We start from the raw sequence: 13,708 nt of genomic DNA, 5'->3' as shown, positions 1-13,708 counted from the left end.
TCCGTCCCGTTGTCCACTCCCGGCACCGCCCCCAGCATTTGTCATGCCACTTGCAAAATTCGGGTCGGTCCACCGGAGGGTGTCGTCATGGCGCGGTACGTGTCCAGAAGAACGGTTCTCGGTACGGGCGCCGCCGTGGGGGCCGGCGCGAGCCTGCCCACGCTCGGCTCGGCCGCCCACGCCGCCGACCGCGGCCGCGAGCCCCGCCGGACCGACCCCGGCGCCTACCTCACCTTCCGCCCCGAACCCGGCGCCTTCCCCCTGGTCCGCGCCGGCCGCGCGGCCCCCGTCCTGACCGACCCCGGCGACCACCCCGGCGTCCGCCGCGCCGCCGCCGACCTGCGCGCCGACGTCGAGCGCGTCACCGGCGTGAAGCCGGCCGCCGAGCGCGGCCGGGCCCGCGAGGTCGTGATCGTCGGCACGGTGGGCCACAGCCCGCTCCTCGACTCCCTGATCGACGCCGGGAAGCTCGACGTCTCGTCGATCCGGGGAAAGTGGGAGACCTCGCTCCAGGCGACCGTGGACCACCCGCTCCCCGGCGTCGACCGCGCCTTCGTCATCGCCGGCAGCGACCAGCGCGGCACGATCTTCGGCGTCTACGACGTCTCGTACGGCCTCGGCGTCTCCCCCTGGTACTGGTGGGACGACGTCCAACCGATCCGCCGCACCCAGGTCTACGCCCGCCCCGGCGCCTGGACCCAGGGCACCCCGGCCGTGAAGTACCGCGGCGTCTTCATCAACGACGAGAACCCCAACCTCGGCACCTGGGCGCCCCGCTACTTCGGCCCCGGCAAGGCCGAGGGGTACCCGGGCGGCTTCAACGCCGACTTCTACGCCAAGGTCTTCGAGGTGCTCCTCCGCCTGAAGGGCAACTACCTCTGGCCCGCCGTCTGGGGCCGGGCCTTCGCCGAGGACGACCCGGAGAACCACGCCCGCGCCGCCGAGTACGGCATCGTCATCGGCACCTCCCACGAGGCGCCGATGATGCGCGGCATCGAGGAGTGGAACCGCCACGCCGTCCCCGCCCGGCGCGACGCCCAGGGGAACATCGTCGAGCCGGGCCGCGACCCCTACGGCGGCACCGGCGAGTGGTCCTTCCGCCGCAACCGCGCCGCGATCGAGGCGTACTGGCGCGACGGCGTCCGGCGTATGAAGGACCAGGGCTTCGAGGGCGTGGTCACCCTCGGCATGCGCGGCAACGGCGACACCAGCCTCCCCGACGGCGACGCCATCGAACTGATGGAGGAGATCATCGCCACCCAGCGGCGGATCATCGCCGAGGTCACCGGCTCCGAGACCTCCGTCCCCCAGGTGTGGACCCTCTACAAGGAGGTCCAGCGCTACTGGTCCCGCGGCCTGCGCGCCCCGGACGACGTCACGGTCGTCCTGTGCGACGACAACTGGGGCAACATCCGCATGCACCCCGACCCCGCCGAGCCGCCCCGCTCCGGCGGCTACGGCCTCTACTACCACTTCGACTACGTGGGCGACGGCCGCAACTACAAGTGGGTCGACACCGTCTCCCTGCCCAACATGTGGGACCAGCTCCACCAGGCCGTCGCCTACGGCAACAAGACCCTCTGGGTGACCAACGTGGGCGACCTGAAGGGCAACGAGCTGCCCACCCAGTACTTCCTCGACTACGCCTGGAACCCGCAACGCTGGGAACTGGACGCGATCCCGGAGTGGGAACGCCGGTACGCGGCCCTGCACTTCGGCGAGGAGCACGCCGAGGAGATCGCCGGGATCCTCGCCCGCTACGGCCACCTCCAGCAGCGCCGCAAGCCCGAGCTGCTCAACCGCCGCATCACCCTGGACCCCGCCAAGGACCTCGCCACCGACGACGACGCCGTCGTCTACGACGATCAGCAGACCCCCTTCTACTGGGGCGAGCTCGAACGGGTGACCGAGGAGTGGCGGGAGCTCGGCCGCACGGCGGCCCGCGTCGCGCGCAGGCTCCCGGACTCCGCCCGCGACGCCTGGTTCGAGCTCGTCGGCTACAACGTCCAGGCCACCGCCAACCTCTACGACCTGCGCGAGGCCGAGTTCACCAACCTCCTCTACGCCGCCCAGGGCCGCGCCGCCACCAACGACCGCGCCGCGCGCGCCGAGGCGGGCCTGAAGGAGGACTTCCGGCTCCAGGACGTCTTCAACCAGGAGATCGCCGGCGGCAAGTGGAAGGACTTCCAGCTCCAGCCGCACATCGGCTACGGCGACGTCGAACGGTACGGGCCCAACGCGCCCTGGCAGCAGCCCGAGATCGACAACGTGGCCATCCCCGACGTCCTCTTCCCGGCCGTGCGCCGCATCGACCTCCCCGGCACCGCCGAGATGGGCGTGGCGGTCGACGGCTCCGAGCAGTGGTGGCCGCGGGCCGGGGCGGCCGGTCCGGTACTGCCGGAGTTCAGCCCGTACCAGACCCGCGCCCCGCAGTACGTCGAGGTCTTCAACCGGGGCACGCGGCCGTTCCCGTACCGGATCACCTCCTCCGTGCCGTGGCTGACGGTGGACCGGCCGCGCGGCACGGTCCGGCAGCAGACCCGGGTGACGGTCGGCGTCGACTGGGCGAGGGTCCCGGCCGGGCGCGCGGAGGGCGAGCTGACGGTGGAGGGCGCGGGCCGCACGGTCACCGTGCGGGCGGTCGCCGTCGCCCCTTCCCGCCGTGGCCTGAAGGGCTTCGTCGAGGCCGGCGGGTACGTCGCCATCGACGCCGAGCACTACGCGCGCGCCGTCGGCGCCCGCGGCGTCGGCTGGCTGCGCGTGGACCGCATCGGCCGCACCGGCGCGGGCATGACCCCCACCCCGGTGACGGCGCCCGCGCAGACCCCGGGCGGGACGGGACCTCGCCTGGAGTACGACGTGACGCTCCTGACCCCCGGCGAGGTCACCGTGTGGGCGTACCTGTCCCCGCGCAACCCGGCGCTGGCCCGCCCCGGCCTGCGCTACGCCGTCTCCTTCGACGACGCGCCCCCGCAGACCGTCGACGTCATCGCCGCGACCGGCCCCGACGACGGCGGGCTGAACCGGCGCTGGGAACGCCACACCTCCGACAACGTCAACCGGACCTCCACCCGGCACACCCTCACCCGGGCGGGCGTGCACCGGCTGACGTTCTGGATGGTCGATCCGACGGTCGTGCTGCAACGCCTGATCATCGACACGGGCGGGCTGCCGGAGACGTACCTGGGGCCGCTGGAGAGCCGGCGCGTGCGCTGACGCGGCCGGCCGGGTGCGGGAACCTCCCCGCACCCGGCCGCCCCCCCTCACCGGCTCAGGGCCGGCTCACACGCGCTGCCACAGCGCGGGCGCGTTCGGCGGCTCCCAGCCCACCTGCGCCTGGTGGCCCTGGAGGCAGCGGTAGGTGGCGCCGCCGTAGGTCACCGTGGCGCCCGCCTGGTAGACGGTGCCGGCCGCCCAGGTGCCGCCCGGCTCACCGGGGTCGCCCGGGTCACCCGGGTCACCGGGGCCGCCCGTGGTCGTCTTCAGGGTGAGCCCGTAGGACTGGAGCAGCGGGTTGAGCGGCTGGAAGTACGTCGTGCCGCCCGTGCTGCAGTTGCCCGACCCGCCCGAGGTGACGCCCTGGGCCTGGCTGCCGGAGATGTAGGAGCCGCCCGAGTCCCCGGGCTCGGCGCACACCGAGGTGCGGGTGACGCCGGTGATGGTGCCCTCGGGGTAGGTCACGCTGGTGTTGAGCTGCTGGATGGTCCCGCAGTGCCAGCCCGTCGTCGAGCCCGACCGGCACACCGACGAGCCGACCGGCGCCTGCGTCGACCCGGCCACCTGCACGTTCTGGCCGCCCGCGCCCTTGACGTACGGGGTCGCGGTCCAGTTGGCGTTGGTGGCCACCCACGCCATGTCACGGCCGGGGAAGGTGGACGCCTGGAAGGTGCCCTGCGCGACCTGGTTGTAGCCGCTCGTGCTCGTCCCCGCCCGGCCGCAGTGACCGGCGGTGGCGAACCCCTGCTGGGTGCCGCGGGTGACGGGGAAGCCGACCGAGCAGCGCCCGCTGCCGTTCATGTAGTACGCGTCGCCGCCCCGCAGGTCGTACAGCGGGCGGGGCCGCTCGGCGGACGCCTCCACGCGGGTCAGGGAGCGGTCGACACCGGCGGCGGCGAGCAGGGCGCGCGCGGCGGACGGACGCACGGCCCGCACGGTGACCGTGTTGGTGCGCACGTCGACGTACCAGACCGGCGCGTCGGGGGAGCCGTGGCGCCCGGCCGCCGCCCGGTCCACGGCCGCCTTCGCCGCGTCCAGCTCGGCCAGCGAGTGGCGTACGACGGTGGCGTCGGCGCCCTGCGCCTCGATGCGCGGCACGTCGGCGGCGTCCGTGGTCGCGACGGTGAGCGTGCCCGACTCGGCACCGCCCACCCAGGCGCCCGCGAAGTCGGCGCCGAGCGCGGCGCGCAGCCGGCCCGCCGTGGCACCGGCCTCGGCCTCGTTGACCAGGCGGCGCTCCGCCTGCCGCCGGTCCAGGCCGAGATCGCGCTGGAGGGCGCCGAGCAGGGCGGGCGGGGCGGCGTCCGTGCGCAGGGTCTCGGCGGCCGACGGCGCGGTGGACGCCGCGGACCCGGCGGCCGGGGCGGCGCCCGCGGAACCGGTGAGGCCGGTCAGGAGCAGCGCGCCCGTCGCGGCCAGGGCGGCGCCCACGGCCCGGGTGTGTCTGTGGAGCATGGGGTCTCCTCGGTCTCGGTGGGGAGTGCCGAAACCGTAGGGAGGAGCGCCGGGCCCGGATAAGACGTCAGCCGGCCCTCTGCACGGCGTTATGGAAAGGGCCGTGCGAAGCCGCCCCGTCCTGGCCCGCCAGCCAGTCGGCGTAGCCGTCGCTGCGCGCCGCCGCGCCCGCGTGGGCACCGCGGGCCAGCGCCAGGACGGTCGCCGCGGTCTCGGGCCGCTGTGTCGCCGGATGCCAGCCCAGCAGGTGCCGCCAGGTCAGCGGCGTCCCGGCCAGCGGTCTGGTGGTGATGCCGGGCGTGGCGGGGAACGTGGCCCGGCACAGCCCCACGGCCCGCCCCACCTGCACCAGATGCACCAGGGAGGCGGTGTCCGTCTCGTACATGCGGCGCGGCGTGAACCCGGCACGGGCGCACGCCGCGCCGAAGCAGTCCCCGAAACACCCGTCACCGGGGACGCAGGCCCACTGTTCGCCCGCCAGCTCCGCCAGGTCGACCACGCCTCCCCGGGCCAGCGGATGGCCGTCGGCGAACATCACGAAGACGGGATCGACGGCGATCTCCCGCCACACGAGGCGCTCGTCACCGGGCGGCGCGGCCGATCCGCAGACCCCCACGAGGGCGAAGTCCAGCCGCCCCTCGACCAGCAGGCCGGCCAGCTCCCGCTCCGACCAGGAGGTGCAGGTCGTCACCTGCGCGTCGGGCGCCACGTCCGCCAGCCGGTCCACCAGCGCGCCGAGCAGCGGGCCGTGGGTGCCGCCCAGCCGGAAACGGTCCGCCGTGCGGCGCGGGGTGCGGGCGAAACGGGCCGCCTCCTGCTGGAGCTCGGTCACCGCGGGCAGCACGATCCGGGTGCGCTCCAGCACCAGTTCGCCCAGCGCGGTGGCCCGCACGCCGTGCCGCCCCCGCTCGAACAACGCACCGCCCAGGGCCCGCTCGATCCGCTTGAGCTGTGCGCTCAGCGCGGGCTGGGCGAGCCCGAGAGCCGTCGCCGCCCGGGTGAGACTCCCGGCCTCCGCGATGGCGCGGACCGTTTTGAGATGCCGCAACTCCAGCTCCATGAGGGGATGTTGCGGTGTCCGGGGAGCGGGGGCAAGGGGGTGGTCCGGACCAAGTGGGGCGGGCGGTGGAGGCGGTTCAGGAGCCCGTCCCGTCCTGCGGCCCTCCCGCACCGTCGTAACGCGGCAGGCCGCGGGTGGGGATCGTCCAGTCGCCGATGGTGACGTCCTCGCCGTAGACGAAGTCCTTGCGGGTCGCGTAGCGAGGGCCGGCGGGGGTGGTGTGGATGTCGGTGAAGACGGCGCCGGTGCCGGTGCGGGGGTCGAAGACCGCGTAGACGGGAATCCCGATCAGCGGGTAGTCGCGGGTCTTGGCGACCCAGTCGTTGTCCGGATTGGAACGGGAGACCACCTCGATGGCGGCGATGACCGTCCGGGGGTCGATGGAGCCTTCGACGTCCAGATCGGCCCAGCCGATCACCATGACATCGGGGTGCCGCATGATGCCCCGGAGTTCGTCCTCCACGTCGGGTGTCCCGGTGTGCGCCAGCAGCTCGTCCGGCATGACCTTCTCCAGACGCCGGCTGATCCGTGCGGCCGTGAGCTCGTGGGGCCCTCCCGGCGACATCATGTCGTGAACGATCCCTTCCGCGGTGATCTCGAACTTGCCGGGAAGGGTGTCGTCCATCGACTGGACGAAGTCCCGCATGACCCGGTAGAGGCGGGAGGCGGAGGCGCCCTGCCGCGTGCCGTCCGGGGCGATGGTCATGGCGCTCGCTCCTCGTCGTCGGGGCCCTCGGGCAAGCATCGTCACCGTCACCTTCATGCTAGGTGGCCCCCGGCGGACCCACCCCTTGCGGGCCACCGCCACGTACGCCCCGCCAGGCCCTGTCGTCAAATGATCTTCGTTCGGGGATCATGGCCGGGTGATACGTCGCCATGAATTGCCCGATGCCGAGTGGGCCTTCGTGCAGCCGCTGCTGCCCCGGTCCGAGCGGGGCAGCAGGCGGCTGGACGACCGGATGGTCCTCAACGGGATCGTGTGGAAGTTCCGGACCGGCACGGCCTGGCGGGAGGTGCCCGAGCGGTACGGTTCCCGGGCCACGCTGCACGCCCGCTTCTGCCGGTGGGCCAGGGACGGCACCTTCGAGCGGATGCTCCGGGCCGCCCAGTCCAGGGCCGACGCGGCCGGGGACATCGAGTGGCTGGTGTCGGTCGACTCCACGATCGTCCGGGCCCACCAGCACGCGGCCGGAGCGCGAAAAGGGGGCTCCGGACTCCGGGACTCGGCCGGTCCAGAGACGGCCTGACCAGCAAGATTCACCTGGCCTGCGACGCCCTGGGGCGACCGCTCGCCTTCACCGTCACCGGTGGGAACACCAACGACTGCACCCAGTTCACCGCCGTGATGAGCGCGATCCGCGTGCCCCGGCTGGGGCCGGGCCGACCCCGGGTCCGCCCCGACCACGTCATCGGCGACAAGGGCTACAGTTCCAAGGCCATACGCACCTGGCTGCGGCGACGCAACATCCGGCACACCATCCCGGAACGGTCCGACCAGATCCGCAACCGGCTCCGGCGCGGCAGCCGTGGCGGACGTCCGCCGGTCTTCGACAAGCAGGTCTACAAGCGGCGCAACGTCGTCGAACGGTGCTTCAACCGCCTCAAGCAGTGGCGCGGGGGGAGCGCGGTGCCGGCGAGTCCTGTTCCGAGAGGTGGCGCTCCATGGTGGTGTTCAGGTCGGCCACGAACGCTTCGAACTGTTCCAGGAACTGGGGTGGGTAGTGCGACATCGTGGCGTCGAGGCGGTGGGCGAGCGGGCCGAAGAACTCGTCCGCCCGTTCCTGGATGTGTCCGCCGCTGCGCAGCGTGACGATGCGCCGGTCGGAGTGCTCACGGGCACGGGTGATGTGCCCTGCCGCTTCGAGACGGTTCAGCAGCGCGGTGGTGGCGCCCGTGGACAAGGCGATCCGCTCGCTCAGCCGAGCCGGTGACAGGGGGGTGCCGCGCTCTTCGGCGGCGGCGATCTCCAGGACCGCGGTCGCGTCGGTGGAGTGCAGTCCCAGCCAGGTGGCGAAGCGCCGGCTGAGTTCGGCGTAGTGGCCGCCGTAGATCCTCAGCGACTCCATCAGCCGCTCACGCTGCTCCGCGACACCGTCGCGCACAGCTTCCTCCATGCCGGCCCTCCATCTTTCTCCTGCCGCGCGGTCCGCACGGTCATCCCGCTTTGACAACCTACCGCCACCATTTTACCTTCATCGTGGAGTTATTTCACCATGGAGGTATTAAGCGTGCGTGACCCATCCCCCACTACCGAAGAGTCCACTGAGCCCTACCGATGGCGGTGGCTGATCCTGGCCGTGATGATCGTCGCGGAGATCATGGATCTCCTTGACGCGTCGATCGTCAACGTCGCCGGGCCCGCGCTGGAGGAGTCCCTCGGCGCGAGCTCGGTCGGCCTGCAGTGGGTGATCGGCGGTTACGCGCTCACCCTGGGGGCCGGTCTCGTCCTGGGCGGCAGGCTCGGTGACCGATACGGCCGGCGCCGGATGTTCCTGATCGGCCTGGCGGCCTTCACCACGAGCTCGCTGCTCTGTGCGATCGCGCCGAACATCGAGTCACTGATCGCCTTCCGCCTGCTGCAGGGCACCGCCGGCGCGATGCTGCTGCCCCAGGGTCTCGGGCTGCTGCGGGAGAACTTCTCCGGGCCCGAGCTCACCAAGGTCTTCGCGATCTTCGGCCCCGTCCTCGGCCTGGGCGGCATCATCGGCCCGGTCCTCGGCGGCTTCCTCGTCGAGGGCGACTTCTTCGGCCTGGGCTGGCGGTCGGTGTTCCTCATCAACCTGCCCATCGGCCTCGCGGCGCTGATCGTCGCCGCGAAGTTCGTGCCGAAGAGGGCGGGCGACCGCACGGTCCGGGCCGACATGACCGGCGCAGCCCTGGTCGTGGCCTCCTGCGCCCTGCTGGTGCTGCCGCTCAACCAGGGGCAGGAAAACGGCTGGCCGCTGTGGACGTGGCTCTCCATGGCCGTCTCCGTGATCGGTTTCGCCCTCTTCGCCCTGCAGCAGCGCCGAACGGCCGCCGCCGGCCGTGAGCCGCTCGTGACCCCGGGCCTGCTGCGCAAGCCCGCCTTCACCGTCGGGCTCGGCGGCATCGCCCTGTTCTTCGGAGGACTGATCGGCACTCAGCTCGTACTGACCCTGTTCCTGCAGATCGGCCAGCACTTCACCGCCGGTGACGCGGGCCTGGGTAACCTGCCGCTCGCGGTGGGAACCGCGATCGGCGGAGCGATCAGCGGCGCGTTCCTGGCCGACAAGATCGGCCGCAAGGTGCTGCAGATCGGTCCCCTGGTCCAGCTCGTCGGCGCGGCCGTGCTCTGGGGCGAGCTGGACGGCCTCGGCGCCGCCTCGTTCTCGATCTGGGACATCGCTCCCGGCGTGGCGGTGGCGGGTGTCGGTGCCGGCATGGTGATCGCCGCCCTGTTCAGCTTCATCCTCGCCGCGGTCGACGACGACGAGATCGGCTCCGCCTCCGGCGTCCTGTCCGCGGTCCAGGCGGTCGGCGGCTCCATCGGCGTCGCGATCTTCGGCTCGGTGTTCTTCGCGCAGGCCGAGACCGGTGACTTCACCGGCGGCTTCCACCGCGCGCTGATCGTCCAGGCGTGCCTGCTGGTGGCCTTCCTGGCGATCACCTTCCTGCTGCCCAAGAAGGGCCGCCCCGAGGAGGAACAGCACGGCATCGTCCCCGAAGCCGCTGCCGTCGACTCCGACCCGAAGCAACACCTCACCGTGTGAAACCCGGCCGGGGCCACCCACCAGCCAGCCGCGTCACCAACCTCTCCGAACAGCACACCTAGCGCGACCGGCCGGACGAGGTCCAGCACGATCGGGTCGTTGTCGCAGTAGACGACCCGCGCGTCACGGACGGCCTCCTGCGCTTCACGCCGCCGCGCCGACGCCGAGGCCCGCGTGGCGGCAGTCGCGGCAGTAGGTCCCCGGACGCGGCGTCCGGAAGGCGCGTTCGCAGCCCTCGCAGGTGTGGAGCGGCAGAGGGGCGGCGGGTGCGCCGGAGGCCGCCGGTGCCTCCGGCGGCCGGGGCGGCAGCAGCTCGGTGAGGCGGTGCGCGAGCAGGGCCGCCGGGTGGCGCAGGGGCTCGCGGGGGAGGTTCGCGGTCAGGGCGTGGCGTACGGCGTCGGGGGAGGCGCCGCGTTCGAGCCAGGCGGCGACGGCCGGGGCGAGACGCTCGACGACGCGCTCGGAGAGCAGCAGGCGGTGGTCGTGGTGGTGGAGGCGGGCGAGGAGGGCGGTGGCGGCGCGGAGACGTTCCGGATCGGGGGCGTCGGGTCCGGGGAGAGGGAGCGGGGCCGGAGGCGGGACCGGGGAAGCGGACTCGGGCTCGAGTGCGGGCGCGGGGTCCGGAGCGGTGGGAGCGGGCGGTGGGGGTGGTACGTCGCCGGGGGCCGGGGGCGCCTCGGGCGCGCCGCCGCCGGGCTCGGGCTCGGGCGCCGGGGGCGCGGCCGTACGGGGCACGGGCTGGTTGTACGACACCGTGTGGGTGACGATCCGGCCGCTGGGGAGCCGCTCGCGGCGGCGCTCCAGATAGCCGTGGGCCTCCAGCTCGCGCAGCGCGGCGGCGATCCGGACCTCGCCCTCGGGGAAGCGGGCGGCGAGCGTCTTGATGTCGGCGCGGGTGCCGGAGGGCAGCGACTGGAGGTGGACGGCGAGGCCGATCGCCGTGAGGGACAGCTGCCGGTGCTGGGCGAGGTGGTTGCCGACCACCGTGAAGCGGGTGGTGTGGCGGGTGTTGATGTGGGTGATCCCGCGCGGACTGGGGGACGGGGCGTCCGAGGGCGAGTTAAGGTGCTGGGTATCCATCGGGAAGGGCTTTCTTCCTTGGTGGTCAGGCCCTCGATCGGGATGCCCGTCCCGGCCGGGGGCCGTCGCATGTCTGCGGCGTGGTCGCGGCGAGCATATGCCTGCGAACGGGGCCGCAAGCCAGCCGAGTTGAGGATTGCCACTCGTCCGGGTGACGCGCGGCCGCGGGGAGGCAGGCGGGGTCGGATTGGTCCGGTTCTCTTCCCCGTACGGAAAAGCATTGACCACGCGTGGGGCCGGGGCGCCGGTCACCGGGACGGGACGGACCGCGATCCGGCGGTCCCGGACCCGCTCCCTGTCGGCTTCTTGTCCGACCCTGTCCGGTCTGTCGGCACGGGAGCCGCGGGTAGGGCGTCGCTGCACACGGCACGACGGAGGGGAACGGCATGCATACGGATGGTGAGGCGGGGCGGCTCACGGGCGAGGCGGACGAGCCGGGGTGGGAGGTGGACCCGGACGACGAGTGGGGACTCGCGGTCATCACGACGGTCGGGCGGCAGCTCAGGCTGCGCCGGGAGGCGGTGGGGATGCGGGCCGCCGAGTTCGGGGCGGCGGTCGGGTACGGGGAGGACCTCGTCTACAAGATCGAGGGCGGCAAGCGGATTCCCCGGCCCGAGTACCTGGAGAAGGCGGACGAGATCTTGGGCGCGGGCGGCTGCTCGCGGCGATGAAGGAGGACGTGGCCAGGGTCCGGTATCCGAAGAAGGTGAGGGCGCTGGCGGAGGCGGAGGCACGGGCGGTGGAGATCGGGGTGTATGTGTGCAGCAGCATTCCCGGTCTGCTGCAGACCCCCGAGCACGCCCGTGCCCTGCTGGAATCCTGGCAGCCTGCTTACTCCCCGGAGGCCCTGGAACGCCGGGTGGCCGCCCGCATGGCCCGCCGGGCCATCTACGACCGCTGCCCCGCACCCGCACTCAGCTTCGTCTTGGAAGAGGCGACGCTCCGCCGCAGGGTCGGAGGCACAATGGTGCGGCGACAGCAGTTCGAACGCCTGCTGGAGGTGGGGCGGTTGAACAACGTCACCCTCCAGGTGATGCCGATGGACAGCGGACCGCACCCCGGCATGAGCGGCAGGATCGAAGTGCTGAGGTTCGAAGACGGGACGGCGGTGGGGCGCTCCGACGGTGCCTTCAACGGCCGTCCGACGCGTGAGCCGAGGCAGCTTCGCATCCTTGAACTGCGGTATGGAACCATCCGGTCTCAGGCTCTTCCACCGGAGGAGTCGCCGGCGCTCATCGAGCAACTGCTGGGAGAAACATGATCCGCAAGTCCACCGCCGGGGACACCTCCGAACTGGCGTGGTTCAAGAGCAGCTACAGCGACGGCCCCGACGGCGACTCCTGCGTCGAGATCGCCATAACCCCCCGCACCGTCCACGTCCGCGACTCCAAGCACCTCACCGTCGGCCCCCGCCTCGCGCTCACGTCGGCCGCCTGGGCCGACTTCGTGAGGTACGCGGCGCAGGGCTGAGCCCTCCCCCTCCGTCTCGGTTCTGCCCCTTTTCCGTCTCACATGGCGAGCCATTCGCGCATATGTGCTGGCCTCGGCGTTTACACGGGGGTAACACTGAAGGGTCCCGCGCGCGGCAACGGCGCCGAGCGCCGATCGGCTCACCACCGGTTCCGTGCCGGTGTCCGCCCTGCCCGAAAGGGGCCCCGTGACGACCCGACCCAAGACCCAGGACCAGCTCGACGCCCTGCGGACCGAGATCGAGCGGCGCAACCCGGCCCAGCCGGAGTTCCACCAGGCCGTCCACGAGGTGCTGGAGACGCTGGCGCCGGTCCTCGCGGCGCGGCCGGAGTACGCGGAGCCGGGGCTCGTCGAGCGGCTGTGCGAGCCGGAGCGGCAGATCATCTTCCGGGTGCCGTGGCAGGACGATCAGGGACGCGTCCACGTCAACCGCGGGTTCCGGGTGGAGTTCAACAGCGCCCTGGGCCCCTACAAGGGAGGCCTGCGCTTCCACCCCTCCGTCAACCTCGGCATCATCAAGTTCCTCGGCTTCGAGCAGATCTTCAAGAACGCGCTGACCGGGCTCGGCATAGGCGGCGGCAAGGGCGGCAGCGACTTCGACCCGCACGGGCGCAGCGACGCGGAGGTCATGCGGTTCTGCCAGTCGTTCATGACGGAGCTGTACCGGCACATCGGCGAGCACACCGACGTACCGGCCGGTGACATCGGCGTCGGCGGCCGGGAGATCGGCTACCTGTTCGGGCAGTACCGGCGGATCACCAACCGGTGGGAGGCCGGTGTGCTCACCGGCAAGGGGCTCGGCTGGGGCGGCTCGGCGATCCGGCCCGAGGCGACCGGTTACGGGAACGTGCTCTTCGCGGCGGCGATGCTGCGCGAGCGCGGTGAGGACCTGGCGGGGCAGAGCGCCGTCGTCTCCGGCTCCGGCAACGTCGCGATCTACACCGTCGAGAAGCTGCTCGCCCTGGGCGCCCACCCCCTGACCTGCTCCGACTCCACCGGGTACGTGGTCGACGAGAAGGGCATCGACCTGGAGCTGCTCAAGCAGGTCAAGGAGGTCGAGCGCGGGCGGATCGGCACGTACGCGGAGCGGCGCGGGGCCTCGGCGCGGTTCGTGCCCGGCGGCCGGGTGTGGGAGGTGCCGGGCGACGTCGCCCTGCCCTCCGCCACGCAGAACGAGCTGGACGAGAAGGACGCGGCCACGCTCGTCCGCAACGGCGTGAAGGCGGTCTCCGAGGGCGCGAACATGCCCACCACGCCCGAGGCCGTGCACCTCTTCCAGCGGGCCGGGGTCGCCTTCGGGCCCGGCAAGGCCGCCAACGCGGGCGGCGTCGCGGTCAGCGCGCTGGAGATGGCGCAGAACCACGCCCGTACGCCGTGGTCGCCGGCCCGCGTCGAGGAGGAGCTGGCGCGGATCATGGACGACATCCACACCACCTGCCACGAGACCGCCGAGCGCTACGGCGCCCCCGGCGACTACGTGACCGGCGCGAACATCGCCGGCTTCGAGCGCGTCGCCGACGCCATGCTCGCCCAGGGCGTCATCTGACGGACGGCCCCGCCGGCCGTACCACCTGACCGGCGGCCTGCCGGACCGTGCCGCCCGGCGGCGCCCCCCCCCCCCCGCCCCCCCCCCCGGCCCGGGCGGGCGGGGGCGGGCCGGGGCGGCCCCGCCCCCCCCCCCCCCCCCCCCCCCCCC

The 13,708-nt window shown here is 72.9% G+C and carries 9 protein-coding genes and 2 pseudogenes; 6 read left to right on the top strand and 5 right to left on the bottom strand.

What is annotated here, in order from left to right; translation table 11 throughout:
- The first annotated feature begins 87 nt into the window (after positions 1-87).
- Positions 88-3,216 carry a glycosyl hydrolase 115 family protein gene (locus ABZ340_RS02615; RefSeq protein ID WP_358779908.1) on the top strand — a complete coding sequence of 1,043 codons (3,129 nt, stop codon included), beginning with the start codon at positions 88-90 and terminating at the stop codon, positions 3,214-3,216.
- 66 nt (positions 3,217-3,282) lie between these two features.
- Here the strand turns inward: ABZ340_RS02615 and ABZ340_RS02610 are convergent, their stop codons facing one another.
- The 3 genes from ABZ340_RS02610 to ABZ340_RS02600 all read right to left on the bottom strand — a co-directional run bounded on the left by ABZ340_RS02610 (position 3,283) and on the right by ABZ340_RS02600 (position 6,437).
- A complete protein-coding gene (locus ABZ340_RS02610; RefSeq protein WP_358779907.1) occupies positions 3,283-4,671 on the bottom strand; it encodes an alpha-lytic protease prodomain-containing protein in 1,389 nt (462 codons plus the stop codon).
- A 67-nt stretch (positions 4,672-4,738) separates the two neighbouring features.
- Positions 4,739-5,731, bottom strand: a complete 993-nt coding sequence (locus ABZ340_RS02605) for a LysR family transcriptional regulator (protein ID WP_358779906.1) — start codon at positions 5,729-5,731, stop codon at positions 4,739-4,741.
- A gap of 76 nt (positions 5,732-5,807) precedes the next feature.
- On the bottom strand, positions 5,808-6,437 hold the full coding sequence (locus ABZ340_RS02600; protein ID WP_358779905.1) for a Uma2 family endonuclease: 630 nt from the start codon (positions 6,435-6,437) through the stop codon (positions 5,808-5,810).
- Between the two features lie 157 nt (positions 6,438-6,594).
- Between ABZ340_RS02600 and ABZ340_RS02595 the strand changes: the two are divergent.
- Positions 6,595-7,346 (top strand): annotated as a pseudogene (locus tag ABZ340_RS02595) (IS5 family transposase); the annotation flags it as partial.
- On the opposite strand, the gene ABZ340_RS02590 reads toward ABZ340_RS02595, so the two are convergent.
- Positions 7,333-7,845, bottom strand: coding sequence for a MarR family transcriptional regulator (locus tag ABZ340_RS02590; RefSeq protein WP_358779904.1), 513 nt, complete (start codon positions 7,843-7,845; stop codon positions 7,333-7,335). The pseudogene ABZ340_RS02595 and the gene ABZ340_RS02590 sit on opposite strands and share 14 nt — an antisense overlap.
- Positions 7,846-7,959: 114 nt before the next feature.
- On the opposite strand from ABZ340_RS02590, the gene ABZ340_RS02585 reads away from it, so the two are divergent.
- Complete coding sequence (locus tag ABZ340_RS02585; RefSeq protein ID WP_358779903.1) at positions 7,960-9,462, top strand: MFS transporter; 1,503 nt, start codon at positions 7,960-7,962, stop codon at positions 9,460-9,462.
- A 144-nt stretch (positions 9,463-9,606) separates the two neighbouring features.
- Here the strand turns inward: ABZ340_RS02585 and ABZ340_RS02580 are convergent, their stop codons facing one another.
- Positions 9,607-10,542 carry a helix-turn-helix domain-containing protein gene (locus tag ABZ340_RS02580; protein ID WP_358779902.1) on the bottom strand — a complete coding sequence of 312 codons (936 nt, stop codon included), beginning with the start codon at positions 10,540-10,542 and terminating at the stop codon, positions 9,607-9,609.
- Positions 10,543-10,928: 386 nt separating this feature from the next.
- On the opposite strand from ABZ340_RS02580, the pseudogene ABZ340_RS02575 reads away from it, so the two are divergent.
- The 3 genes and pseudogenes from ABZ340_RS02575 (at position 10,929) to gdhA (ending at position 13,558) form a co-directional block, all read left to right on the top strand.
- Positions 10,929-11,803: pseudogene (locus ABZ340_RS02575) on the top strand (helix-turn-helix transcriptional regulator).
- Complete coding sequence (locus ABZ340_RS02570; RefSeq protein WP_358779901.1) at positions 11,800-12,012, top strand: DUF397 domain-containing protein; 213 nt, start codon at positions 11,800-11,802, stop codon at positions 12,010-12,012. The pseudogene ABZ340_RS02575 and the gene ABZ340_RS02570 overlap by 4 nt, the downstream one beginning before the upstream one ends.
- A 187-nt stretch (positions 12,013-12,199) precedes the next feature.
- Positions 12,200-13,558: an NADP-specific glutamate dehydrogenase gene (gene gdhA / locus ABZ340_RS02565; RefSeq protein WP_358779900.1), complete on the top strand. Its 1,359-nt coding sequence runs from the start codon at positions 12,200-12,202 to the stop codon at positions 13,556-13,558.
- The last annotated feature ends 150 nt before the right edge of the window (positions 13,559-13,708 follow it).

This window comes from Streptomyces sp. NPDC006134 (assembly GCF_040628835.1).
Classification (GTDB): domain Bacteria; phylum Actinomycetota; class Actinomycetes; order Streptomycetales; family Streptomycetaceae; genus Streptomyces.
This window is presented reverse-complemented; position numbering and strand designations above follow the sequence as displayed.